Source organism: Stappia sp. TSB10GB4, assembly GCF_900185745.1.
In the GTDB taxonomy this organism is placed as follows: Bacteria; Pseudomonadota; Alphaproteobacteria; order Rhizobiales; family Stappiaceae; genus Stappia.
The window spans coordinates 1-25,433 of sequence record NZ_FYAV01000043.1 but is presented as its reverse complement, the minus strand read 5'-3'; the positions used below and the strand labels follow the sequence as shown (position 1 = coordinate 25,433).

Below are 25,433 nucleotides of genomic sequence, written 5' to 3'. Positions count from 1 at the left end.
GCCGCTTGCGGCAACCGATGCCTCGGCGCGCGGCGGCACCGGCGCCTCCGTCCGGGGCGGCGCCTGCTGGCGGACGCGCGGCTTGCCCGAGCCGGGCTCCAGCGGCCGGTCGTCCTCGGGACGGGAGGCAGGCATGGCCGCCATGCGGGCGTCGTGCTCCAGCGCCATCAGCCGGTTGTTGATCGAGGCGAGCACGTCCTGGACGCTGTCCATGGATTCGCGCGAGCGGCGCTCGGAATTGGTCGCCGCCTCCATCAGCCGATGCAGGTCGCCGCGCAGGGCCTGGGCGACGTCGCCGCCGGTTCCGCCCGCCTGCAGCGCGCTCTGGATCTCGCCGAGCCGGGCAAAGCCGCTGTCGGCGGCATCCAGCTTGGCGGCAAGCGCCGCGATCTTGTCCTCGACCTGGGAGAGAACCGCCGCGTCGTCGCTGGCGGAGCCACGGCTGACGGCCTCGGCCAGATCGCGGAGTTGTGCCTCGAGTTCGCCCACCGACACCGGCTGGGCGACGCTGTCGCGCAAGGAGGCGATCTCCCGGCGCAGGCTTTCGAACTCGTCGCCGCCGGCGAAGGCACGGCCGGTCTCGAAGCGCTCGTTGAGATTGGCGATGCCGGCCTCGAGACGGGCGATCAGATCGGCCTCGATGCTGGCCTGCTGACCTTCGGCGACGAGCGTCACCCGGTCGGGCCGGTCGAGGGCGTTGATCTTGCCGTCGATGGCGGTAAGCCGCTTTTCCAGCAGGGTGAAGGCGGCATCATAGCTCGGCGGCATCTGCCGGGCGGTCTCGATCCGCTTCAGCCGGCCGGAAATCTCGCCGAGCTTCTCGTCGAGCTGCGGATCGGCGCGGCTGTTGCGGTCGTCGGCCAGCATGCTGGCGATTTCCTCCAGCCGGTCCTGCAGCCGGTCGACGGCGCCCGACTGCGGCAGCCGGTGCTCGATGGCGCCCATCCGCTCGGCGAGGTGGCGCTGCTCCTCGACCAGCCGGTCGATGGTGTCGAAGCGCCGGGCCAGGGCACTCATGCGCTCGTCGATGCCGGCGAGCAGGTCGCCGACGTCGAACCGCTCGACCAGATCGCGCACGCTGCGGATCTCGCCGCGCAGCAGGTCGAGATCGGCACCGCCGCTGCGGCGAACCAGTTCCTCGACCCGGTGACCGATATCGGCGACGCGGTCATCCAGGGCGGCGAGCTGGTCGCCGCGCGGCACGATGCGGAAGGCATCCTCGATGTCGGCAAGGCGCTGGCCGAGTTCGGCGACGAGGCGCGGCTCCAGCCGGTCGCGCGCCATCTCGTCGAGACGCTGGACCAGATGCGCATAGCCGCTTTCCAGCGTCGTCAGCATACCCTCGACATTCGAGTGGCCGATCATCGCGCGCAGGTCAGCAATCTCGGACCGCAGCTCGCGGACAAGGCGCATGTCGCCCCGATCGGCGCGCAGCCGCTCCACCGCGTCGGACAGGCGGCGCATCTCGCCGCTGTCGCGGGAGGCGGCCCGCTCGCGCTCGGCGCGCAGGCTCTGGGTCAGGAAGCCCCGCAGGTCGGCGATCTCGCGCCGCAGCACGTCGAGCCGGTCGTCGCGCGCCCCGCTCGCCCGCTCGACCCGATGGGCGAGGTCGCGGATCAGCGGCCGCAGGTCGTCGCCGCCGCGCTCCTCGCGCCAGCCGCCGCGCGGCGGCATCGGCGCCGGGTGCTCATGGCCGTAATCCGCGTCCGCCAGCCCGTCATACAGCGCCTCATCCCCATCGTAGCGGGCATTCTCGTAGCGGGCGTCGTCGTAACGGGGATCGTCGTAGCGGGCCTCATCATAGCCGGCGTCGCGCGGTGCACCGTAGCTGTCGTCGTAGCCGTAGCCGGCGTCGCGCCAGTCCTCGCGGGGCGGCGGAGCGGCGGGGCGGCGCGGCGCGCGGGTCGGGGCAGACGCGTTCGGGCGCGCAAGGCCAGGGGCCCGCTGTCCGGCGCGCGCGCCGCGGCCATTTGCGTCATGAGCGGAGGCGTGATGGGCATCGGCCTCGTGAGAAAGGTCCTCGACGCGGCGGTCGAGCCGGTCGAGCGCGCTCAGCACCGCCTCGATCCGGCCGCTTCGCGAAGCTGGCGCGGCCGGCGCTGGCGCTGCGGCAACTGCCGGGCGCTCGCTGCGGGCGCGGGAGACAGCGGCGCGGCGCGCCTGGCGGTTGCCGGCTGCGGGTTGCGGCGTGTCTATCAACCGCCCGAGGGCGTCGGCGACATCGTTGAGCTGCTCGCGCGCCCTCGCCCGCTCGACACCGCGGGAGGGGTCGGCGGCCGGCGGCCGGCGGCGCGGCTCGTACCAGCTCTCGGGCTCGCCCTGCGCCTCGCGCCCCTGGCCGTCTTCCCTCGGCAGGCCGCGTTCACTGCGATGTCGCGCGTTCCAGGACATGAACTGCCTCTCAAACCCATGTGGGGCGCGTGTCGCGCCAGCAATCTTCTTCGCCCCGGTGGGAACACGGCTACACGGTACCCGGACGAGCTTGGCGTAAACTGTCGCCGCTTATGGTAAACAGCCGGTTAAGTGGCGGATTTACATGGTTAACGACCGGTAAACGGGCCGCGCGGATCGCAACAGAGCCATCGCGAACCGCCGGAAGGCCGCTTGACGCTTACGTGCACGGAATGTATGCCAGGTGCAGGTTACGTAATGTCATGCCCCTGAAGACCCGCCGGAACCGCCCCGGAGCGATGTCCGCTTCCGGCCGCCTTTTCCGGTCAATGCCAAGGAAAATGCCATGAGCGAAGCGCTCTCGGTCAACAACGATATCGTCGAGGCGGTGGCCGCCAAGGACGAGACGACAAAGAAGACGCTCTTCACCATCGGGGACCTTGCGAAGGAATTCGATGTCACCTTGCGGACCCTCAGGTTCTACGAGGACAAGGGCCTTCTCAACCCGCGCCGCGACGGCATGAACCGCGTCTATACGCGCCGCGACCGGGCACGGCTGAAGCTGGTGCTGATGGGCAAGCGGGTCGGCTTCTCCCTCGCCGAGATCCTCGACATGCTCGATCTCTATGACCTGCGCGACGGCCAGGTCACCCAGCTCAAGGTGGCGCTGTCGCGGTTCCAGGAGCAGATCGACGTGCTGGTGACGCAGCGCCGCGACATCGACCAGGCGATCGAGGAGCTCGGCCGGACGGTGGAAATCGTCTCCGGCATGCTGAAGGAGAAGGAGGGCGACTGAGTCGCGCCTTGCCTAGGGTCAGGGCCCGCCCTCCCCCGACGACGCGCGCGCCCTCTGTCAGACCTGTCGAACCCCGTGCCGCTCCCCGGCGCGGGGTTTTTGCGTTTTCGTCGCGTGTCGCGACCCGCTCCGGCGGTTTTCGGTCGGAATCTCCCTGATTTTGCCGTCAATCGCACTGAGAGTGGCCGGCGGCGCGCGATTTTTCGGGCTGAACCGCAGGAACAGGCCTTGCGAGCGTCGGCCGCCGGCCATATAACCAGTGCAAGGTGACGTTTACGGAAACGTCAGGTCTGTGATACAGGCTGCGCCGCGCAACCGGCACCACAGGCCGGGCCGACCATCGGGAGGATGATCATGCCAAGCTATACCGCCCCCGTCCGGGATGTGATGTTCCTGCTGAACGAGGTGCTGGGCTACGACCGCCACGGCAGTCTGCCGGGCTTTGCCGACGCGACGCCCGACCTCGTCGAGGCGATCCTCAACGAGGGCGCGCGCTTCTGCCAGGAGGAGATCGCCCCGCTCAACGCCACTGGCGACCGCGAGGGCTGCACCCGCCACGACGATGGCAGCGTGACGACGCCCAAGGGTTTCCGCGCGGCCTACGACACCTATCGCGAGAACGGCTGGATCGCCCTGTCGATGCCGGAGGAGTATGGCGGCCAGGGCCTGCCGACGACGCTCAACTCGGTGATGCAGGAGTTCATTTCCGGCGCCAACCTGGCCTGGGGCATGTATCCGGGCCTGTCGCAGGGCGCGGCAGCGGCGATCCTGGTGCATGGCAGCGCGGAACAGAAGGTGCTCTACCTGCCGAAGCTCGCCTCCGGGGAGTGGTCCGGCACCATGAACCTGACCGAGCCGCATTGCGGCACCGATCTCGGCCTGATCAAGTCGAAGGCCGTGCCGCAGGGCGACGGCAGCTACCGCATCTCGGGGCAGAAGATCTTCATCTCCGCCGGCGAGCACGACCTGACGGAGAACATCGTGCATCTGGTGCTGGCCCGCATCGAGGGCGCGCCGGAGGGCACAAAGGGCATCTCGCTGTTCATCGTGCCGAAATTCCTGCCCGATGGCGACGGCAAGCCCGGCGCGCACAACGGCGTGTCCTGCGGCTCGCTGGAAGAGAAGATGGGCATCCACGGCAACGCCACCTGCGTCATGAACTATGACGAGGCGACCGGCTGGCTGATCGGCGAGGAAAACCGCGGCCTCAACGCGATGTTCGTGATGATGAACGAGGCGCGCCTCGCCGTCGGCGTGCAGGGCCTCGCCCAGTCCGAGGTCGCCTATCAGAACGCGCTGGCCTATGCCCGCGAGCGGCTGCAGGGCCGGTCGCTGACCGGGCCGAAGAACCCGGACGGCAAGGCCGACCCGATCCTCGTGCATCCGGACGTCCGCCGCACGCTGCTGTCGATCCGCGCCTTCAACGAAGCGGCCCGCGCGCTGGTGCTGTGGACGGCCTTGCAGTCCGACGTCTCGCACCGCTCGTCCGACAAGGCTGAAGCGCAGGCGGCGGACGACCACATGGGCCTGATGACCCCGGTGATCAAAGGCGTGCTCACCGACAAGGGCTTCGAGAATGCGGTGGCGGCGCAGCAGATGCTCGGCGGCCACGGCTATATCGAGGAATGGGGCATGTCGCAATTCGTCCGCGATGCCCGCATCACTATGATCTACGAGGGCGCCAACGGCATCCAGGCGCTGGATCTGGTCGGCCGCAAGCTGCCGCGCGACGGCGGCCGGGCGGTGATGACCTTCTTCAAGGAAGTCGGCGCTTTCCTGAAGGAGATCTCCGGCGACGAGGCCCTCGCCCCGCTTGGCGGACCGCTGAAGGCCGGTCTCGACGACCTGCAGGCGGCGACCATGTGGTTCATGAACAATGCCATGACCAAGCCCGACAATGCCGGTGCCGGCTCGACCGACTACATGCATCTCTTCGGCATCGTCGCGCTCGGCTACATGTGGGCGCGCATGGCGAAGAGCGCGCAGGCGGCCCTTGCCGCCGGCACCGACGGCGACAGGGCGTTCTACGAGACCAAGCTGACGCTCGCCCGCTACTTCATGGAGCGCCACATGCCGGAGACCGGGCTGCGCCTTGCCCGGGTCTCGGCCGGCGCCGACACGATGATGGGCCTCGACGCCGCCGCCTTCTGAGCCGACGATCGCGGAACCACGGACAGGGTGCGGCGCGCGGGGGCGTGCCGCGACCGCACAACGACAAGAACCGTCGCAGGGAGGAGAGCGGCTTGAGCGTCTTGAACGCCGGAACGCCGGCATGGATGAACGACGAACTGACGATGCTCGACGACGCCTTCGCGCGCTTCCTCGAGCGGGAGATCGCCCCGGACTACGAGGCCTGGGTGGAGGCCGGCTGCGTCACGCGCGCGGCCTGGGAGAAGACCGGCGCCGGCGGCTTCCTGTGCTCCGGCATGCCGGAGGAATACGGCGCGGCCGGCGGCACCTTCGCCCATGAATCCGTGATCATCCGCCGGCTCGGCCTTGCCGGCTTCGACCATTTCGGCATCGCCCTGCATTCGGCCATCGTCGCGCCCTATATCAAGCACTACGGGTCGCAGGAGCAGAAGGAGCGCTGGCTGCCAAAGCTCGCCTCCGGCGAGATGATCGGTGCCATCGCTATGACCGAGCCGGGCGCCGGCTCCGACCTGCAGGCGATCCGCACCAGCGCGGTGCGCGACGGCAATCACTACCGGATTTCCGGCGCCAAGACCTTCATCACCAACGGCCAGCTCGCCAACCTGATCATCGTCGTCGCCAAGACCGATCCGGCGGCCGGATCGAAGGGCGTCTCGCTCTTCGTGCTGGAGACCGAGGGCGCGGAGGGCTTTCGCCGCGGCCGCAATCTCGACAAGCTCGGCTTCAAGGGCAACGACACGTCGGAGCTGTTCTTCGACGACGTGCGCGTGCCGGCCGACGCGCTGCTCGGCCCGGAAGAGGGGCGCGGCTTCTATCAGTTGATGGAACAGTTGCCGCAAGAGCGACTTCTGGTTGCGGTGCAGGCGATGGCGGCGATCGAGCGGGCGCTCGCCCTGACGCTCGACTATGTCAAGGAGCGGCAGGCTTTCGGCAAGCGCGTCCTCGACTTCCAGAACACCCAGTTCAAGCTGGCGGAACTGAAGACCGAGGCGACCATCGGCCAGGTCTTCGTCAACGACTGCATCGCCCGGCATGTGGCGGGCGAGCTCGACGGCACCACCGCCTCGATGGCGAAATACTGGACCACCGACCTGCAGTCCAAGGTGATGGACGAGTGCCTGCAGTTCTTCGGCGGCTATGGCTACATGAACGAATATCCGATCTCCCGGCTCTATGCCGATGCCCGCGTGCAGCGGATCTATGCCGGGACCAACGAGATCATGAAAGTGCTGATCGCCCGCAGCCTTTAGGGGCGCGACAGCGGGACAAGCCAAGGAGGCATCGATGGCCGACGCATTGATTTTCGACCATGTGCGCACGCCGCGCGGGCGCGGCAAGAAGGACGGCGCCCTGCATGAGGTGCCGGCGGTGCGGCTGGCGGCCGAGCCGCTCAAGGCCTTGCGCGAGCGCAACGGCCTTGACACCAGGCTGATCGACGACGTGGTGCTGGGCTGTGTCGACCCGGTCGGCGAGGCCGGCGGCGACATCGCCCGCGCCGCGGTCTTCGCAGCCGGCTATGACCACGCGGTGCCGGGCATCCAGATCAACCGCTTCTGCGCTTCCGGCCTCGACGCGGTGAATTTCGGCGCGGCGCAGGTGATGGCCGGCCAGCACGACCTCGTCATCGCCGGCGGTGCGGAATCTATGAGCCGCATCGGCATCGGCGCCTCGGGCGGGGCCTGGCCGATCGATCCCGAGGTCGCCCTGCCCTCCTACTTCATGCCGCAGGGCGTCTCGGCGGACCTCATCGCCAGCAAGTACGGCTTTTCCCGCGACGATGTCGACAGCTATGCGGTGGAAAGCCAGAAGCGCGCGGCCAAGGCCTGGGAGAAAGGCCGTTTCTCCCGCTCCGTCGTGCCGGTGCGCGACCTCAACGGGCTGACCATCCTCGACCGCGACGAGCACATGCGGCCCGACACCGACATGCAGTCGCTGGCCGCGCTGAACCCGTCCTTCGAGATGATGGGTCAGATGGGCGGCTTCGACGCGGTGGCGATCCAGGCCCATCCCGAGCTTGCCGGCATCACCCATGTGCACCACGCGGGCAACTCGTCGGGTATTGTAGATGGGGCCGCCGCTGTTCTCATCGGCAACCGCAAGGCCGGGCGCAAGGCCGGGCTGACGGCGCGCGCGCGCATCCGCGCCTTCGCCAATATCGGCTCGGAGCCGGCCCTGATGCTGACCGGGCCGGTCGACGTCACCGAGAAGCTGCTGGCGAGCGCCAAGATGTCGCTGAAGGACATCGACCTGTTCGAGATCAACGAGGCCTTCGCCTCGGTGGTGCTGCGCTACCAGCAGGCCTTCGACCTCGACCCGGCCATCGTCAACGTCAATGGCGGGGCCATCGCCATGGGCCATCCGCTCGGCGCCACCGGCGCGATGCTGCTCGGCACCGTGCTGGACGAGTTGGAGCGGCGCGACCTCAACACCGCCCTGGTGACGCTGTGCATCGGCGCCGGCATGGGCACGGCGACGATCATCGAGCGCGTCTAAGGCGAGCAGGCGGAGGACAGACCATGACCTATAGCAACTTCACCCTGACCACCGACGCCGGCATCGCCCATATCGTCTGGGACATGCCGGGCAAGAGCATGAACGTCATCGACATGTCGGTGATGGAGGAGCTCGACGCGATCATCGACGCGGTCGCGGGCGATACCACCGTCAAGGGCGCCGTCATCACCTCGGGCAAGGCCGCCTTTTCCGGCGGCGCCGACCTGACCATGCTGGAGGGGCTGCTGCGCGACTTCCACGGCAAGCGGGCGAAGGATCCGGAAGGCGCGGCGCGGATGCTGTTCGACGGCTCGCGGCGCCTGTCGCAGATCTTCCGCAAGCTGGAGACCTGCGGCAAGCCCTTCGTCGCGGCGATCAACGGCACCTGCATGGGCGGGGCGACGGAACTGGCGCTTGCCTGCCACGCGCGGGTCGCGGCGGAGGAAGACGTCTTCAAGATGGCGCTGCCGGAGGTCAAGGTCGGCCTCTTCCCCGGCGCCGGCGGCACCCAGCGCGTCATGCGCATGACCGACAGCCAGCAGGGCCTGCAATTCCTGCTCCAGGGCAAGACGCTGAACGCCGCCCAGGCGAAGGCGATGAAACTGATCGACGAGACCGCCCCGGCGAAGAAGCTGGTGGCGGCGGCCGTCAAGCTGCTGAAAGCCGGCGTCGACCCGGTCAAGCCGTGGGACCAGAAGGGCTTCCGCCTGCCGGGCGGGGCGATCTACTCGCCGGCCGGCTTCCAGTTCTGGCCGGCGGCCAATGCCATCTACCGGCGCGAGACCCATGACAACTATCCCGGTGCCCGGGCGCTGCTGAAGTCGGTCTACGAGGGTCTGCTGCTGCCGATGGACCAGGCGCTGACGGTGGAAAGCCGCTACTTCGCCCATGTGCTGCAGACGCCGGAGGCGGCCAGCATGATCCGCTCGCTGTTCGTCTCCATGCAGGAGTTGAACAAGGGCGCGCGGCGGCCGGCCTCGGTCAAGGCGAACCGCATCCGCAAGGTCGGCATCCTCGGCGCCGGCTTCATGGGCGCAGGCATTGCCTATGTCACCGCGAAGGCCGGCATCGACGTGGTGCTGATCGACCGCGACCAGGCGGCCGCCGACAAGGGCAAGGCCCATTCCGACGAGTTGGTGTCGAAGGCGATGAAGCGCGGCCGGGCGAGCGAGGCCGACAAGGAGGCGCTGCTGTCGCGCATCACGGCGACGCCCGACTACGCGGCGCTGGCCGACTGCGACCTCGTCATCGAGGCGGTGTTCGAGGACCGCGAGATCAAGCGTGCGGTGACCGAGCAGGCGGAGGCGGTGCTGAAGCCACGGGCGATCTATGCTTCCAACACCTCGACCCTGCCGATCACCTCGCTCGCCGAGATCTCGAAGCGGCCGAAGAACTTCATCGGCATCCACTTCTTCTCACCGGTCGACAAGATGATGCTGGTCGAGGTGATCCTCGGCAAGAAGACCGGCGACAAGGCGCTGGCCATGGCGCTCGACTACATCAAGGCGATCAAGAAGACGCCGATCGTCGTCAACGACTCGCGCGGCTTCTACACCTCGCGCGTGGTCATGACCTATATCCGCGAGGGCCTGATGATGCTCGCGGACGGGGTGCCGGCGGCGATGATCGAGAATTGCGGGCGCATGGCCGGCATGCCGGTCGGTCCGCTGTCGCTCGGCGACGAGGTGGCGCTGGACCTTGCCTGGAAGATCGTCTCGGCGACGCGCAAGGACCTCGGCGTCAAATATGTGGAAGGTCCGCTCGACAACATCCTGGAAGAGATGGTGGTCAAGCGCGAGCGGTTCGGCCGCAAGAACGGCAAGGGCTTCTACGACTATCAGGGCCGCGACAAAAAGCTGTGGCCGGGCATCCCCGAAGTGGTCGGCAAGCCGAAGCCGGCTGAGGCCTTCCATGTCGAGGAGTTGAAGCAGCGCTTCCTCGTCATGCAGGCGCTGGAGACGGCGCGGATCTTCGAGGAAAACTGCCTGACGGACGTGCGCGAGGCGGATGTCGGCTCGATCCTCGGCTTCGGCTTCGCGCCGTTCACCGGCGGCACCCTGTCCTATATCGACGGCATGGGCACCGCCGCCTTCACCGAGCTGTGCCGCAAGTTCACCAAGAAATGGGGTCCGCGCTTCAAGCCGAACCGCCTGCTCAAGGAGATGGCGAAGACCGACGCCCGCTTCTACGAGCGCTTCGCCCCCGAGAAGGGGCCGGACGCCGGCGCGCGCGAGGCGGCATAGGCCGCCTGCCTGCGCAGGCGTACAGCCGTGGAGGTGGCGATGCGCTCCTCCCTCATGCTTGCCGAAGGTGCCAATGGTTCCCGGCTCTGCAGGCTTCGCCTGCGGCCGGGATGACATCAGAGGTGGAGGCATGACCTCGCATCCCCTCGGCCGTCACCCCGGCCAAGCGCAGCGCGCGCCGGGGCCTATTCGTTCCCAGAGCGGTGGCGGTAGCGCATGGCGGCAGCTCCATAGTCCCGGAACGCCCCAGACGGGCCGATCCGGAACCGCGCCAAACCAGCGCTACTTGTAGACCAGCAGCACCACCGCGGCGCCCGACTGGTCGCGCAAGAGCACGCGGCCGGGCATGCCGTCGATCTGCTTCACCGCCGGGAAGAAATGCAGGAACCGGCGCTCCAGGTCGCCGGAGGCGCCTTCGCAGGCCATTTCGGTTGCCATCACCCGGGTCGAGACGGCGAGCGCGTGTCCCATCTGCTGCAGCGTGCCGCGCAGCCGGTTGCAGCCGGCCGAAGCGAGCCACATGCCGTGCCGGTCGATGGTCACTTCCGTGCGGCTGGACAGGCCCTGGTCGACATCGACCAGCGCGCCGCCGGGCGCTGCCAGCGCCTCGATCCGCCAGGTTCCGGTCACGGAGAGGTCCTGCGCCTCGGCGGCCGAGGGATGGGCGGCAAGGCCGAGAAGCGGCAGGGTGGCAAGCGCGAGGATCGCGGGCTTTCGCAAAGCGGCACTCATGTCGACGGGCATTCCTGGCTTGACCGGTCCGCGCCATGGCAACGGACCTGTCGGCTGCAACGAGGTCGGCGCGCTCCGGCGGCTCCTGCCGCACCCGGCCGGGCCGAAGCCAGCGGGGACCCTCCATTTGCGGACGGTCCCGGCGCCGGAGCGTTACCGATCCAGGATACGGCCGGGCCCACCGCCTCACGGGCCTCGCATGGCGCGGCAATGGCCGCCGCGAGTCGTCCGCATCCTGCGACACGAGATGTCCCGCTCCAATGTGGCATCATCTTGACGCGGGCGACAAACGCCGCCGCAAACCGCCGACGCCGATTTTCGGTTTGCTCCGGCGGGATCGCCCGCCTACATCTGCGGTCATCAGACCGAGACGCGCGGGCCTTGCGCGCATCCGGCAGCCTTCTCGGGAACCGACGCATGTCCAACTCTCCGATCAGCCGCTTCCTCGGCGACTCGCCCGGCCGGGTGATCGTCAAGCTGCTCTTTCTGTCCTTCGTCGTCGGCGTGCTGCTGTCGGCGCTCGACCTGCACCCGCTCGACCTGTTCGACGGGATGGTGTCGTTCATCCGCCGGCTGTGGAACCTCGGCTTCGAGGCGCTCGGCCAGCTCGGCGGCTATTTCCTGCTCGGTGCGGTGGTGGTGATCCCGGTCTGGGCGGTGCTGCGGCTGATGAGCATCGGCCGGCGGAGCTGAACCAAACGCCTCGCGCGATCAGGCGAACTCCGCCGCCACCCGGTGCAGGATCGTGTGGCGGCGCGCCAGCCTGTCGATGTCCTCCAGATAGCCGCCGCCGATCACCCCGGCGAGCGGGATACCCGCCTTGCGCACGCGCGAAATCACAAAGCGGTCGCGCGCGGCGATCCCCTCGTCGCTCAGCGACAGGCGCCCCAGCCGGTCCTCTTCATGCGGGTCGACGCCGGCATTGTAGAAGACGATGTCGGGTCGAAAGGTGGCGAGCGCGCCCGGCAGGACAGCGGCAAGCGCCTCCAGATAGGCGGCATCCCCGACGCCGTCCTCCAGCGGCACGTCGAGGCTCGAGGGTACCTTGCGCACCGGATAGTTGCGACCCGCATGCAGCGACAGGGTGAACACCGCCGCGTCGCCGGCGAAGATCTGCGCCGTGCCATCGCCCTGATGCACGTCGAGATCGACGACCATGGCGCGGCGGATCGCTCGGTCCGCCATCAGCAGGCGGATCGCCACCGCGACATCGTTGAAGACGCAGAACCCCGCCCCTTGCGAGCTCCTGGCATGATGGCTGCCGCCGGCGGTGTTGCAGGCAATGCCCCGGTCGAGCGCCAGCAACCCGGCGAGCACCGTGCCGGCCGTGGCGCAACGGGCGCGCAAGGCGACGCTCTCGCTCATCGGCAGGCCGATCTCGCGGGCAATCGGCGCCGGCACGTCGGCGGCGAAGACCTGGTCGACATAGGCCCGGTCATGGGCGAGCGCGATCCACTCCGCCGGTGCGGGCGCCGGCTGGTGGAAGCCGCCCTCCACGACCAGCCCGTCCTCGACCAGCACCTGCGCCACCCGGCGGAACTTGTTCATCGGGAAGCGGTGCGTGGCCGGAATGTCGGCACAGAAGGCCGGATGATGGACGATGGCGAGCGACATGCGGAACCCGGTACTCCGGCTGCGGGACCCAAGCGGGACAGATCTTATACGCTCGGCCCGGCGCGGGAGACCAGTGCGGGGGCGTCCGCCGATGGGACACCCCCGCACCCGTTCAAACGTCAGACGATGGCGGCCCGCAAGGGCACCGTCCGGCTCGCCGGCGGACCGGCGAGGCCGCGATGCAGTTCGGCAAGCTGGCCCTCGCTGATCGACATGGCCGGCAGGCCGGCCACCACATCGGCGACGATGGCATCGGCATCGGCCAGCAGGATCTCGCCGGCCTCAGTCAGCCGCGCCAGGCTCTGGCGGGCATCGCGCTCGCCCTTTTCCGTCACCACATAGCCGAGCTTTTCCAGCGGCTTCAGCGCGCGGGTGACGGCAGAGGGCGTCAGGCCGACGCCCTCTGCCAGTTCCACCCGCATCGCCCGGCTTCCGGGAAACTCCGACAGGCTTTTCAGCAGGCGATATTCGCGGAAACTGACGCCGCGGGCGCCGGCAAGCGGGCGGTCGAAGCGCTTCTCGATCAGACCGGCAATGTCGAGAAGGGTGAAGACAAGCGCGTTCATGACACGAAACCTTCCTGTTGCGTGACTGTTGCAGTCTATATACGTGATTACTCACGCAATTCAAGGGAGCAGTAGACCCAGCTCCTGGCGAGGAGGGTCTGGCGAGGATCTGGCGAGGAGGGGCCGGCGAGAAAGGGCTGACGAGGAGGGTCCGGAGAGAGCAGACGAACGACGACGGCGCCCCCTCAGCCCGCCTCGCCTTCGATCCACTGGCGAAAGGCGCGCATGGCCGGCGTCTGCCGGCGCGATTTCAGCCAGGTCAGCCAGTAGGCGCCGAGCGGCGCCTCCACCGCGAAGGGCCGGGCGACGCGCCCTTCCGCGATCTCGCGGGCGAACATCGCCACCGGCACCAGGGCGACGCCCGCCCCCAGCGCCGCCGCCTCGACCAGGGCTCTGGAGGAATCAAACATGAAGCCGCGGGCCGGCAGCGACTCGAGGCCGGCCATGCGGAACCAGGCCGCCCATTCGTCCTGACGGTAGGAGCGCAGCAGATCCGCGCCGGCAAGGTCGCGCGGCTGCGCAAGCCGGGCCGCGATCTGCGGCGCACAGACCGGCGAGAACGGTGCCTCCATCAGCCGCACCGCCTCCGTTGCGTGCCAGGCGCCATCGCCGAAGCGGATGAACAGGTCGAGCCCGTCGAGCAGCATGTCGGCGCGGTTGTTGTTGGTCTTCAGCCGCAGGTCGACATGGGGATGGGCCTCGCGAAAGCGCGAGAGGCGCGGCAGCAGCCAGCCGATGGCGAAGGTGCCGACGACGCCGATGGTCAGGATCTCGCGGAAATTGCCCTGTTCGAACTGGCTCAGCGTCGCGCTCATCCGCCGGAACGCGTCGCTCAGCACGGGCAGTAGGGCCTGCGCCTCGTCGGTGAGCGCAAGGCCGCGCGGCAGCCGCTTGAACAGGGTGAGGCCCAGCGTTTCCTCCAGCGCCTTCACCTGATGGCTGATCGCCGTCTGCGTCACCCGCAGTTCCAGCCCGGCGCGGGTGAAGCTGCCGAGCCGGGCCGAGGCCTCGAAGGCGCGCAGCGCATTGAGCGGCAATTGCGAGACATCCATGGGCTTTCCTCCAAGGCCAAGATTTTCTCATGTCTAATCCCAGAATTGATCGTTTGGCGAGGGTCTTATGTTTGCGCATGATCGCCCCCGCAGGCTGGGAGGCCATCCAGCGCCTGCCGCCGGGGCCAACCGGCGCAGGTCGCACGCTGTCACCACGGAGACGACACCCATGTTCAAACTGTCCCGCCGGCAGGCACTTGCCGGCTCGCTTCTGCTCGCCCCGACACTGGCCACCGGCACCGCTCTGCTGGCGACACCCGCCCGTGCCGGCACGGCCGATGCCGCCGATATCGAAGGTCGCCTCGCCGCGCTGGAGCGCAAACAGGGCGGCCGCCTCGGCATCGCCATCCATGACGTTGCCAGCGGGCAGACCTTCGGCAATCGGCTGGACGAACGGTTTCTGATGGCTTCGACATTCAAGCTGACGCTCGCCGCCTTCGTGCTTGCCCGCGTCGACCGGGAGGAAGAACAGCTCGACCGGCGCATCCCCTTCACCAAGGGCGATCTCGTCTCCTGGTCGCCCGGCACGGAAAAGCATGCCGGCGGCCCCGGCCTAACGGTCGCGGAGCTGTGCGAGGCGACGGTGACGATGAGCGACAACACCGCCGCCAACCTGCTGCTCAAGAGCTTCGGCGGTCCGGCGGCGCTGACGGGGTTCACCCGCTCGCTCGGCGACGAGGTCACCCGTCACGACCGCATGGAGCCGGAGCTCAACGCCCATGACGGGCCCGGCGACGAGCGCGACACGACGACGCCGAGGGCGATGACCCAGACCTTGCGCAAGCTGCTGTTCGGCGATGCCCTGTCGCGCCGCTCGCGCGACCGACTGACCGCGTGGCTGGTCACCAACCGGACCGGCGACGCACGGCTGCGGGCCGGCTTTCCCGCCGACTGGCTGGTCGGCGACAAGACCGGCACCAGCGGCAAGGGCCACGCCAACGACATCGGCGTCGCCTGGCCGAGCAGCCGCGGCGCGCTGATCGTCACCGCCTATTGCGAAATGCCGCAGGCCGAGGCCAAGACGCGCGACGCCACCCTGGCCGAGATTGCCCGCATCGCCGCCTCCATCTGAGCCTCGTCGGGGCGGGACGGCTCCCTGCGCCGCCCCGCCCACCCGACATTTCTTCAATGCAGCCGTGGCCGCATCGCCTACCCTCTCCCGCAGCAATCCACGGGAGCACCGCATGACCGTCAGGCGCATCGTCGCGAACATCGCCGTCACCGACACCGGCCCCTCGCAGGCCTTCTACCGGGATATTCTCGGCCTCCAGCCGGTGATGGACCACGGCTGGATCGTCACGCTCGCCGCCGACGCCCCCAGCCCGGCACGCCCGCAGATCGGCATCGCCACGCAAGGTGGATCGGGCACCCCGGTGCCGGACCTCTCCATCGAGGTGGACGACCTCAACGCGGTGATCGCCCGCATCGAACGCGCGGGCCTTCAGCCCGAATACGGGTCGGCCCTTGAGCCCTGGGGCGTGCGCCGCCTGTTCCTGCGCGACCCGAACGGGCGCCTGCTCAACATCCTGGAGCACGCGGGGGAAGAATAAGCCGAAAGCACAGCGCGGCTTCCCCTTCCGCCCTTTCCTTCCTCATTCCGGGCAAGGCGCAGCCGCGACGGGGAACCGGCGAACCGGCCCCTCCACTCGTCCTCCCGGACAGCGCGCCGAGGGCGTCTCGGATACACTCACGGACGATCCACCAGTGCCCTGCCTCCCCGGTCCCGGGTCTCGCGAGGCTCGCCCGGGAAGACGCCGGGAGAGCATCGTGCAGGAGGATGACAGAACGATCGAGCACGGCACAGCACGGCAGGAGCCCCGCTTCCCCGGCCACATCCCGTTTGACCGTTCCGTCTTTGTTCGCTAGCGTTCCGGGAAGACGACTCTCCCGCCCGCGTCCGCGCCGCCGTTTTCGCGCCCGCATTTCAGAGCCCCCGTTTCAGAGCCAAGCCAGATGACGAGCCAGCCCTCCGGCGCCGTGCGCCCGTTCGACGTGACCAGCCGCAGCGTCCTTGCCATCGCCGTGCCGATGACGCTCGCCTATCTGTCGACGCCGCTGCTCGGGCTCATCGACACGGCGGTGATCGGCCAGCTCGGCGATGCCGCGCTGCTCGGCGGCATCGCGCTTGGCGGCGTGCTGTTCGACATCGTCTTCACCAGCTTCAACTTCCTGCGCGCCGGCACCACGGGGCTGACCGCGCAGGCGAGCGGGGCGGGCGATGGCGAGGAGGAGCGCGCGGTCCTCTTCCGCGCCGTGCTGCTGGCATTGGCGCTCGGCGCGGCGGTGATCGTGCTGCAGCAGCCGGCGCTGACCGCCGGCCTGTGGCTGATGGGCGGCAGCGCCGAGGTGCAGGCGGCCACCGCCAGCTATTTCGCCATCCGCGCCCTCTCCGCGCCGCTGGCGCTCGCCAATTACGCCTTTCTCGGCTGGTTCATCGGCCGCGGCCAGGCGATGACCGCGCTCGGCCTGCAGAGCTGGCTGAACGGCATCAACATCGCCCTCTCCGTCCTCTTCGTGCTGTATCTCGAATGGGGCGTCGCCGGCGTCGCCGCCGCCACCGTCGTCGCCGAGGCGCTGACCGCCCTGGCCGGCACGGTGGTCGCCGCCCGCGCCCTGTCGGGCCGCCCGCTCCCCACCCGCGCGCAGATCGTCGACAAGGCCCGCTTCACGCGGATGATGGCGCTCAACGGCGACATCCTGATCCGCTCCTTCGCGCTGATCACCGCCTTCGCCTTCTTCATGTCGCGCTCGGCGGCGCAAGGCGACACGGTGCTGGCGGCCAATGCCGTCCTGGAAAAGTTCTTCATGGTGGCGAGCTTCTTCCTCGACGGGCTGGCGACGGCGGCCGAACAGCTTGCCGGCCGCGCCGTCGGCGCGCGCTACCGCCCCGCCTTCGACCGTTCGCTGAAGCTCAGCCTCCTGTGGGGCTTTGTGCTGGCCGGGCTGATCTCGCTGGTGTTTTTCGTCGCCGGCCCGCTGCTCATCCGCGCGATGACGACGGCGGAGGATGTGCGCCAGACGGCCATAATCTATCTCGCCTGGGCTGCGGCAACGCCGCTGCTCGGCGTCCTCGCCTTCCAGATGGACGGGGTGTTCATCGGCGCCACCTGGTCGCGCGACATGCGCAACATGATGCTGGTGTCGCTGGTGCTGTATTTCGCCGTCTATTGGGCCGCCTTTCCGGCGCTCGGCAATCACGGCCTGTGGCTGGCCTTCACCGTGTTCCTGGCCGCGCGCGGCTTTTCGCTGCTGGCGATCACCGGCCGGCGGGCGCGACAGACCTTTCCCGCGCAGCCCGTTTGAGCTGGCGAAGCCGAAAGGGTTCTAGCGAATTTCCATCTTAACGCGTGTCATGGAAATGCTCTGTCGTTTTGTTTTCGCGCAATTCCGGACGGAAAACCGGTTCCCACTTTTCCTGGAATTGCGCTAGCGCAGGCAATCGAGGATTTCGCCCTCGCCGACGAGGCCGAGCGGCGTGTCGCCCTCGCACACCAGCACCGGCCGCACGCTCGCCCGCTTCAGGGCGATCACCTCGCGCACCGGCGTCTTCGGCGCGCAGCGCGGCGTGCCCTCCAGCGTGCCCGCCTCTCCCTCGTCCAGCGGACGCATGATGTCGCGGGCGCGCAGCACCCCGAGCGGGTTCATATGCGCCACGAAATCGGCGACATAGTCGTTCGCCGGCTTGCGCACGATCTGCTGCGGCGTGCCGAGCTGGATCACCCGCCCGCCTTCCATGATGGCGATCCGGTTGCCGATCTTCGCCGCCTCGTCGAGATCGTGGCTGACGAAGACGATGGTCTTGTTGAGCTTGTCCTGCAGCGCCAGCAGCTCGTCCTGCAGATGGCCGCGGATCAGCGGGTCGAGCGCCGAGAACGGCTCGTCCATCAAGAGGATCGGCGCATCGGTGGCGAAGGCGCGGGCCAGCCCGACGCGCTGCTGCATGCCGCCGGAGAGCTCGTGGACATATTTGTCGCCCCACTGGGCAAGGCCGACCAGCTCCAGTTGCGCGTCGACCTTCTGGCGGCGCTCGCGCGCCGGTATCCCGGCCAGTTCCAGCCCGAAGCCGACATTCTCGCGCACCGTGCGCCAGGGCAGCAGCGCGAATTGCTGGAACACCATGGCGATGCGGCTGCGGCGCAGGGCGCGCAACTCCTGCGGTGTGCAGGCGGAGGGGTTCACGGAAGCCGCGCCATTGTGCACCAGAACCTCGCCGCGGGTGACCCGGTTGAGCCCGTTGACGGCGCGCAGCAGCGTCGACTTGCCGGAGCCCGACAGGCCCATCAGCACGATCAGCTCGCCGACGCGGATGTCGAAGCTGGCGCCGGCAACACCGAGGATCTGGCCGGTCTCCTTCTGGATCTCGGCGCGGCTGCGGCCGGCATCGATCAGCGGCAGGGCGGCGTGCTGGCGCTTGCCGAAGACGATGTCGACATTGCGGAACGAGACGGCGGCGGTCATCGGCTGCCCTCCCCTTCGTCGCGGGTGCGGAAGAAGCGGTCGAGCATGATGGCGACCAGCACGATGGCGATGCCGACCTCGAAGCCCTGGGCGATGTTGACGGTGTTGAGCGCGCGCAAGGTCGGCACGCCGAGCCCGTCGGCGCCGACCAGCGCGGCGATCACCACCATCGACAGCGACAGCATGATGGTCTGGGTCAGCCCGGCCATGATCTGCGGCAGGGCATAGGGCAGCTCGACCTTCCACAGGAGCTGCCAGCCGGTGGCGCCGAAAGCCTCGCCCGCCTCGATCAACTGGCGCGGGGTGGAGGCAACGCCGAGCCGGGTCAGGCGGATCGGCGCGGGGATCGCGAAGATCACCGTGGCGATCAGGCCCGGCACCATGCCGAGGCCGAACAGGATCAGCGCCGGGATCAGATAGACGAAAGTTGGGATCGTCTGCATCAGGTCGAGGACGGGGCGCATGGCGGCAAAGAGCTTGGGCCGGTGCGCGGCGGCAACCCCGAGCGGCACGCCGAGCGCCATGCACACGGCGGAGGCGGCGATCACCAGCGACAGGGTCTCGGTCGTCTGCTTCCAGTAACCCTGGTTGATGATGAGAAGCAGGCTGGCGGCGACGAACAGCGCGAAGGAGACGCGCCGCTGCACCGCGAAGGCCAGCATCGTCGCGAGGACCACGACCGCCAGCGGGCCGGGCGCCTGCAACAGCCAGAGAATGGCCCGGATCAGGGTTTCGAGCACCGCCGAGATGCCGTCGAACACCCAATAGGCATTGGCGGTCAGCCAGTCGACCACCGCCTTGGCCCAGGGACCGATAGGGATCTTGTGTTGGGTGAGCCAGTCCACGCGCAGCCTCGCCGTCCGGTCTTGTCATCTTGTGCGGGGGCTTGGCGCCGGCCCGCTTGGGCGGATGCGGCCCGCCCGCGCGCACCTGGCAAGGCTGCGCGGGCGGGCGGGAGGCTCTAAAGGCCGAGGGCGCCCTTCAGGGCGGCCGTGGCATCGCCGCCGTCGAAGGTGGTGACGCCGTCGAGCCAGGCCTCGGCGACGCCCGGGTTGTCCTTCAGCCAGGCGGTCGCGGCGGCGTTCGGCTCAGTGCCGTCATTGAGGATCGCGCCCATGATCTCGTTTTCCATCTGCAGCGAAAACACCAGGTTCTGCAGGAACTTGCCGACATTCGGGCACTCGCTGAGATAGCCGGCGCGCACATTGGTGTAGATCGTCGCGCCGCCGAGATCGGGACCGAACACCTCGTCGCCCCCCTCCAGATAAGCCATGTCGATATTGGCGTTCATCGGATGCGGCTCCCAGCCGAGGAAGACCACGTCCTGCTTGCGCGGCACGGCGCGCGAGACCTGCGACAGCATGCCGGCCTCGGAGCTTTCGACGATCTGGAAGTCCTTGAGGCCGAACATGTCGCCCTCGATCATGTCGATGATCAGGCGGTTGCCGTCGTTGCCGGCCTCAATGCCGTAGATCTTGCCGTCGAGATCGTCCTTGAACTTGGCGATATCGGCGAAGGACTTCAGGCCCTTGTCATAGGTGTAGCGCGGCACGGCGAGCGTGTACTTGGCGCCTTCCAGGTTGGCGCGCACGGTCTCCACCGAGCCGTCCTCGCGATAGGCGGCGATGTCGCCCTCCATGGTCGGCATCCAGTTGCCGAGGAAGACGTCGATGTCCTTGTTCTTCAGCGAGGCATAGGTGACCGGCACCGAGAGGATCTTGACATCGCTTACATAGCCCAGCGCCTCCAGCACCACCGAGGCGGTGGCGGTGGTGGCGGTGATGTCGGTCCAGCCGACATCGGAGAAGCGGACGGTCTTGCAGGCTTCGGCTTCCGCCGCCAGGGCGGTCGGTGCGGCCAGACCCAGGGCAAGGGCTGCGGCGCCGAAGCGCAGGGCAAGGGTGGTCATCAGCGTGTGTCCTCCTGACGGGCGGGACGACCGGAAGGGCCGGCCCGCATGCTGGGTTGCGGCACGGCGGCAAGGCTGGCCGCGCCGTTGGGAGCCGGCCGCGAAACGCGGCGGCGCAAGGTCCCGACGCGCGGCCCGCAAGCTGCGGCGCGCAAGGGTTCGAAGGAGGGCGGAAGGTCCCGCGTGCCGGCAACGGGGCCGCAGTGCCCCCGATTTCGAGGCCAACCCGAGGCGCCGCGTCCGGACAGCGCATCCCGGACAGCATACCCCTGATGGCGACTTCCGAAGCGCAATTCCGAACTGCAAATCGCGGCGTGCAACCCCCGGCCGAATGAACCGGACCTCCCTGCCCGTTTCGTCATACATCAAACCACTTTTGAACGGCATGTGCAATTCCCCGCGCATTTTTCGTTTTTTCGTTGATTGAACGGCCAATCAAAATTACTTGTTGAAGAGCAAGGCGCGCCGGCTCGGGTCGTATCCCGTGGCGGGTCGCGCACGCATCGTGTCTGCCCGTCAACCCTGCGGCGTCAACCCTGCGGCGTCAGCCCTGCGAGATCGCCCGCGCGGCGTCCCTCCCGCGGCATCGACAGCAAGGGCGGCCGGTACGGGAGACCTTCCACCATGGGGCTGCCCGATGGCGCGGCCGGTGGATCACGAGCGAGCTTCAGAACGAACGGGGCGGGCTGGAAACGGAGCGCAGATGCCGCGAATCGGAATGGAAACCCATCGCCGCAAGGCGCTGATCGACGCCACCGTCGAGACGATCCACGAGCGCGGCTTCGGCGATGCGACGATGGCTGAGATCGCGCGGCGCGCCGGCGTCTCGGGCGGCCTCGCGCATCACTATTTCGGCTCCAAGGCCGGGCTGCTCAACGCCACCATGCGCTTTCTGCTGACCGACCTGTCGCGCGAGACCCGCGAGCGGATGGCCGGCGCCGCCGGCCCGCGCCAGCGCATCTCGGCGATGATTTCGGCAAGCTTCGCGCCGACCCAGTTCCAGCCGGCGCTGATTTCCGCCTGGCTCGCCTTCTACCTGCAGGCGCGCACCGACGCGGAAACCCGCCGCCTGCTGCGGATCTATCACCGGCGGCTGGTCTCCAATCTCGCCCATGCCTTCGCCGCGCTCATTCCCGGCGAGCGCGCCCGCCATGCGGCGGAAGGCACCGCAGCGATGATCGACGGGCTGTGGCTGCAGCGCATCTTCGCCGACGGACCGCCGCAGCCGCGCACCGCCATCCGCCGGGTCGAGGACTATGTCGAGCGCCAGATCGGCGCCCCCTCGCTCGCCCTCACCGACACCGGACCTCAGGGAAACGGATAGACCCATGCAGGACGCCACCCATATCGTCGTCGGCTCCGGCTCGGCCGGTGCCGCCCTCGCCTATCGCCTGTCGGAGGACCCGGCCAACAAGGTACTGGTGCTGGAGGCCGGCGGAACCGATATCGGCCCCTTCATCCAGATGCCGGCGGCGCTCAGCTATCCGATGAACATGTCCCGCTACGATTGGGGCTTTCAGAGCGAGCCCGAGCCGCATCTCGGCGGCCGCCGGCTGGCGACCCCGCGCGGGCGGGTCATCGGCGGCTCCTCCTCGGTCAACGGCATGGTCTATGTGCGCGGCCATGCGCGCGACTTCGACACCTGGGAGGAGATGGGCGCGCGCGGCTGGTCCCATGCCGATGTCGCTCCCTATTTCGAGCGGATGGAGACGAGCCATGGCGGCGAGGCCGGCGTGCGCGGCACCTCCGGCCCGCTGCATGTCACCCGCGGCACCAAATGGAACCCGCTCTATGCCGCCTTCGTCGAGGCCGGGCGCCAGGCCGGCTACGAGACGACGCCGGACTATAACGGCCTGAAGCAGGAAGGCTTCGGCGACATGGAGATGACCGTGTGGCGGGGCCGGCGCTGGTCCACCGCCAATGCCTATCTGCGCCCCGCCCTGAAGCGGCCCAACATCCACCTGTTCACCGGCGCCACCGTCACCCGCGTGCTGTTCGACGGGCAGCGCGCCACCGGCGTCGAGTTCCGGCGCGGCGGGCGCCTCGAGAGGGTAAGCGCCTCGGCCGAGGTGATCCTTGCCGCCTCCTCGATCAACTCGCCGAAGATCCTGATGCTCTCAGGGATCGGCAATGCGGCCGCGCTCCGCGCCCTCGGCCTGCCGGTGCTGGCCGACCGGCCGGGCGTCGGCGCCAATCTGCAGGACCATCTGGAGCTCTACATCCAGCAGGCCTGTATCCAGCCGATCACCCTTTACAAGCACTGGAACCTGATCTCGAAAGCGGTGATCGGGGCGCAGTGGCTGTTCTTCGGCGCCGGGCTCGGCGCCTCCAACCATTTCGAGGCCTGCGCCTTCATCCGTTCGCGCGCCGGCATCGAGTATCCCGACATCCAGTACCATTTCCTGCCCTTCGCCGTGCGCTACGACGGCAAGGCGGCGGCCGAAGGCCACGGCTTCCAGGCGCATGTCGGGCCGATGCGCTCGAAGTCGCGCGGCCGCGTGGCGCTGACCTCGCCGGACCCGATGGCCGCGCCCTCGATCCTGTTCAACTACATGTCCCACCCGGACGACTGGGAGGACTTCCGCGCCGCCATCCGCCTGACGCGGGAGATCTTCGGCCAGGAGGCCTTCGCCCCCTATCGCGGCCGCGAGATCCAGCCGGGCGACAACGTCCAGTCTGACGCCGAGCTCGACGACTTCATCCGCGATCACGCCGAAAGCGCCTACCATCCCTGCGGCACCTGCCGCATGGGCGCGGCCGACGATCCGCTCGCGGTGGTCGACCCGCAGGGCCGGGTGATCGGCGTGGAAGGCTTGCGCGTCGCCGACAGCTCGATCTTCCCGCAGATCACCAACGGCAATCTCAACGCCCCCTCGATCATGGTCGGGGAGAAGATCGCCGACCATGTCATGGGGCGCGAGCCGCTGCCGCGCTCCAACAAGCAGCCGTGGATCCATCCGAACTGGCGGACAGAACAGCGTTGACGCCTTAGACTTGCCTTACACTCATTCGTAAAATTCCGGTCCGTGTCCGCCAGGAGAGAGTTCATGCGTGCCCAGCCCCCCGCTTCGCATTTCATCAACGGCAGCTACCAGGAAGACCCGCACGGGCGGCCGATCGAGAACCGCTATCCGGCGACCGGCGAGGTGATCGCCCGGCTGTGCGCGGCCGGCTCCGAGACGGTGAACGCCGCCGTTGCCGCGGCCCGCTCGGGCTTTCGCGTGTGGGCGGCGACGCCGGCGGCCGAGCGCGGCCGGGTGCTGCGGCGGGCGGCCGATCTTCTGCGCGCCCGCAACCGCGAGCTGTCCGAGTTGGAGACGCTGGACACCGGCAAGCCGCTGCAGGAAACGCTGGTGGCGGACGCGGCCTCCGGCGCCGACTGCCTCGAGTATTACGGCGGCCTTGCCGCGACGCTGACCGGCGAGCATATCGATCTCGGCGGCTCCTTCGCCTATACGCGGCGCGAGCCGCTCGGCGTCGTCGGCGCCATCGGCGCCTGGAACTATCCGATCCAGATCGCCTGCTGGAAGGCGGCGCCGGCGCTTGCCTGCGGCAATGCGGTCGTGTTCAAGCCGTCCGAGCTGACCCCGCTCAGCGCGCTCAAGCTGGCCGAGATCCTGAAGGAAGCCGGCCTGCCCGACGGGGTCTTCAACGTGGTGCAGGGCTATGGCGAGACCGGCGCGCACCTCGTCGAGCATCCCGATGTCGCCAAGGTCTCGTTGACCGGCTCGGTGCCCACCGGCACGAAAGTCGCCGAGATCGCCGCGCGAACGCTCAAGCACGTGACGCTGGAACTCGGCGGCAAGTCGCCGCTGATCGTCTTCGACGACGCCCATCTCGACAATGCGGTGTCGGCGGCGATCAACGCCAATTTCTACTCCTCCGGCCAGATCTGCTCGAACGGCACCCGCGTCTTCGTGCAGAAGGGGCTGAAGGAGGCCTTCCTGGCGCGGCTGGCCGAGCGCACGGCGCGCGCAAGGCTCGGCGATCCGATGGACGAGAGCGTCGACACCGGCCCGCTGGTCTCGCAAGCCCAGTTCGACAAGGTGCTCGGCTATATCGAGGCGGGCCAGCTTGAGGGCGCGCGGCTCGTCTGCGGCGGCACCCGCGCCACCGTGCAGGGCTTTCCGGACGGGCTGTTCCTTGAGCCGACGGTCTTTGCGGACGTCGCCGACCACATGACCATCGCGCGCGAGGAGATCTTCGGCCCCGTGATGTGCGTGCTCGATTTCGACAGCGAGGAGGAAGCGGTGGCGCGCGCCAACGCGACCGAGTTCGGCCTTGCCGCCGGCGTCTTCACCCGCGACATTTCCCGCGCCCATAGGGTGATCGGCGCGCTGCATGCCGGCACCTGCTGGATCAACACCTACAACCTGACGCCGATCGCCATGCCCTTCGGCGGCTACAAGAAGTCCGGCATCGGCCGCGAGAACGGCCACGCCGCCATCGAGCATTACAGCCAGGTGAAGTCCGTCTACGTGGAACTCGGCGACGTCGCCAGCGCCTATTGAGGGCGAAACGCGCCGCAGAAAACCACTTCAACGCGCAGAAATGTCGGATGAATACCGTTTCTGTACAGTCAGCGGATGAGCTTTTCAAGAGCTGTCCGAATGGCATTCCTGTCCCGCCTTGCGCCCCTCGCATACCCAAGCGCATCAATAATATCTTCGCAAACTTTTCGGGAAACCACCCCAATAACCCCATTTTTCTTCAAAGACTGACTAACTATGTAATCATCAATCTCGAGTATTGTACACTCGATAAAACTATCCCACTTGAGAAACTCATGGTCAGGAATCTTGATCAACGGGACGCAAGGCTGCCAATTATCATGGGAGTTGATGCGAAAATAAAAACCTAAAGTCGGCTCAACGCATACCACCATTTTGGGGCCCGGCGGCCTAAGAGTCCGTTTGGAAAATCAGGGATGAGCTGTTCTGCGTAGCAGGTTTCCGCCCATGGCGACGAGGATCATGGCATGAGAGACGTCGATGCGCTGCTCATAGTCGCGCACGAGGCGTCGCCATC

At 68.2% G+C, this 25,433-nt stretch carries 19 protein-coding genes and 2 pseudogenes; 12 read left to right on the top strand and 9 right to left on the bottom strand.

Annotated elements, in window-relative coordinates; all coding sequences use genetic code 11:
- Positions 1-2,391, bottom strand: a pseudogene (locus TSB10GB4_RS09355) (hypothetical protein); the annotation flags it as partial.
- A 346-nt stretch (positions 2,392-2,737) separates the two neighbouring features.
- Here TSB10GB4_RS09355 and TSB10GB4_RS09350 point away from each other — a divergent pair.
- From TSB10GB4_RS09350 to TSB10GB4_RS09330, 5 genes are all read left to right on the top strand, one after another.
- Positions 2,738-3,187, top strand: coding sequence for a MerR family DNA-binding transcriptional regulator (locus TSB10GB4_RS09350; RefSeq protein ID WP_186386806.1), 450 nt, complete (start codon positions 2,738-2,740; stop codon positions 3,185-3,187).
- Between the two features lie 354 nt (positions 3,188-3,541).
- Positions 3,542-5,338, top strand: coding sequence for an acyl-CoA dehydrogenase C-terminal domain-containing protein (locus tag TSB10GB4_RS09345; RefSeq protein WP_186395518.1), 1,797 nt, complete (start codon positions 3,542-3,544; stop codon positions 5,336-5,338).
- Between the two features lie 143 nt (positions 5,339-5,481).
- Positions 5,482-6,588 (top strand): acyl-CoA dehydrogenase family protein, encoded by a 1,107-nt coding sequence (locus tag TSB10GB4_RS09340; RefSeq protein ID WP_186395519.1) that lies wholly within the window; start codon positions 5,482-5,484, stop codon positions 6,586-6,588.
- A gap of 34 nt (positions 6,589-6,622) precedes the next feature.
- A complete protein-coding gene (locus TSB10GB4_RS09335) occupies positions 6,623-7,831 on the top strand; it encodes an acetyl-CoA C-acetyltransferase (protein ID WP_186395517.1) in 1,209 nt (402 codons plus the stop codon).
- A gap of 23 nt (positions 7,832-7,854) precedes the next feature.
- A complete protein-coding gene (locus TSB10GB4_RS09330) occupies positions 7,855-10,074 on the top strand; it encodes a 3-hydroxyacyl-CoA dehydrogenase NAD-binding domain-containing protein (RefSeq protein ID WP_186395516.1) in 2,220 nt (739 codons plus the stop codon).
- Between the two features lie 282 nt (positions 10,075-10,356).
- On the opposite strand, the gene TSB10GB4_RS09325 is transcribed toward TSB10GB4_RS09330, so the two are convergent.
- Entirely contained in the window at positions 10,357-10,806 is a 450-nt protein-coding gene (locus tag TSB10GB4_RS09325) for an META domain-containing protein (RefSeq protein WP_186395515.1), read from the bottom strand.
- A 417-nt stretch (positions 10,807-11,223) separates the two neighbouring features.
- Between TSB10GB4_RS09325 and TSB10GB4_RS09320 the strand changes: the two genes are divergently transcribed.
- Entirely contained in the window at positions 11,224-11,499 is a 276-nt protein-coding gene (locus TSB10GB4_RS09320) for a DUF6460 domain-containing protein (protein ID WP_186386811.1), read from the top strand.
- Positions 11,500-11,517: 18 nt separating this feature from the next.
- Here the strand turns inward: TSB10GB4_RS09320 and TSB10GB4_RS09315 are convergent, their stop codons facing one another.
- The 3 genes from TSB10GB4_RS09315 to TSB10GB4_RS09305 form a co-directional block, all read right to left on the bottom strand.
- Positions 11,518-12,420, bottom strand: coding sequence for a histone deacetylase (locus tag TSB10GB4_RS09315; RefSeq protein ID WP_186395514.1), 903 nt, complete (start codon positions 12,418-12,420; stop codon positions 11,518-11,520).
- 119 nt (positions 12,421-12,539) lie between these two features.
- Positions 12,540-12,986 carry a MarR family winged helix-turn-helix transcriptional regulator gene (locus tag TSB10GB4_RS09310; RefSeq protein WP_186395513.1) on the bottom strand — a complete coding sequence of 149 codons (447 nt, stop codon included), beginning with the start codon at positions 12,984-12,986 and terminating at the stop codon, positions 12,540-12,542.
- 185 nt (positions 12,987-13,171) lie between these two features.
- Positions 13,172-14,038 carry a LysR family transcriptional regulator gene (locus TSB10GB4_RS09305; protein WP_186395512.1) on the bottom strand — a complete coding sequence of 289 codons (867 nt, stop codon included), beginning with the start codon at positions 14,036-14,038 and terminating at the stop codon, positions 13,172-13,174.
- A gap of 169 nt (positions 14,039-14,207) precedes the next feature.
- On the opposite strand from TSB10GB4_RS09305, the gene bla reads away from it, so the two are divergent.
- The 3 genes from bla (at position 14,208) to TSB10GB4_RS09290 (ending at position 17,341) form a co-directional block, all read left to right on the top strand.
- Positions 14,208-15,110 (top strand): class A beta-lactamase, encoded by a 903-nt coding sequence (bla, locus tag TSB10GB4_RS09300; RefSeq protein ID WP_186395511.1) that lies wholly within the window; start codon positions 14,208-14,210, stop codon positions 15,108-15,110.
- A 112-nt stretch (positions 15,111-15,222) separates the two neighbouring features.
- Entirely contained in the window at positions 15,223-15,588 is a 366-nt protein-coding gene (locus TSB10GB4_RS09295) for a VOC family protein (protein WP_186395510.1), read from the top strand.
- Positions 15,589-15,991: 403 nt separating this feature from the next.
- Positions 15,992-17,341: an MATE family efflux transporter gene (locus TSB10GB4_RS09290; protein WP_186395509.1), complete on the top strand. Its 1,350-nt coding sequence runs from the start codon at positions 15,992-15,994 to the stop codon at positions 17,339-17,341.
- Positions 17,342-17,464: 123 nt separating this feature from the next.
- Here TSB10GB4_RS09290 and choV read toward each other — a convergent pair whose 3' ends face one another.
- The 3 genes from choV to TSB10GB4_RS09275 all read right to left on the bottom strand — a co-directional run bounded on the left by choV (position 17,465) and on the right by TSB10GB4_RS09275 (position 20,405).
- Positions 17,465-18,496: a choline ABC transporter ATP-binding protein gene (choV, locus tag TSB10GB4_RS09285; protein WP_186395508.1), complete on the bottom strand. Its 1,032-nt coding sequence runs from the start codon at positions 18,494-18,496 to the stop codon at positions 17,465-17,467.
- Positions 18,493-19,341: a choline ABC transporter permease subunit gene (gene choW, locus TSB10GB4_RS09280; RefSeq protein ID WP_186395507.1), complete on the bottom strand. Its 849-nt coding sequence runs from the start codon at positions 19,339-19,341 to the stop codon at positions 18,493-18,495. The genes choV and choW overlap by 4 nt, the downstream gene beginning before the upstream one ends.
- Before the next feature lie 116 nt (positions 19,342-19,457).
- Positions 19,458-20,405, bottom strand: a complete 948-nt coding sequence (locus TSB10GB4_RS09275; RefSeq protein WP_186395506.1) for a choline ABC transporter substrate-binding protein — start codon at positions 20,403-20,405, stop codon at positions 19,458-19,460.
- Positions 20,406-21,108: 703 nt separating this feature from the next.
- Between TSB10GB4_RS09275 and betI the strand changes: the two genes are divergently transcribed.
- The 3 genes from betI to betB all read left to right on the top strand — a co-directional run bounded on the left by betI (position 21,109) and on the right by betB (position 24,916).
- Complete coding sequence (betI, locus tag TSB10GB4_RS09270; RefSeq protein WP_186386822.1) at positions 21,109-21,729, top strand: transcriptional regulator BetI; 621 nt, start codon at positions 21,109-21,111, stop codon at positions 21,727-21,729.
- Positions 21,730-21,733: 4 nt separating this feature from the next.
- Positions 21,734-23,389: a choline dehydrogenase gene (betA, locus tag TSB10GB4_RS09265; RefSeq protein WP_208984620.1), complete on the top strand. Its 1,656-nt coding sequence runs from the start codon at positions 21,734-21,736 to the stop codon at positions 23,387-23,389.
- Between the two features lie 63 nt (positions 23,390-23,452).
- Complete coding sequence (betB, locus tag TSB10GB4_RS09260) at positions 23,453-24,916, top strand: betaine-aldehyde dehydrogenase (protein WP_186395505.1); 1,464 nt, start codon at positions 23,453-23,455, stop codon at positions 24,914-24,916.
- A 410-nt stretch (positions 24,917-25,326) separates the two neighbouring features.
- Here betB and TSB10GB4_RS09255 read toward each other — a convergent pair.
- Positions 25,327-25,433, bottom strand: a pseudogene (locus TSB10GB4_RS09255) (IS5/IS1182 family transposase); the annotation flags it as partial.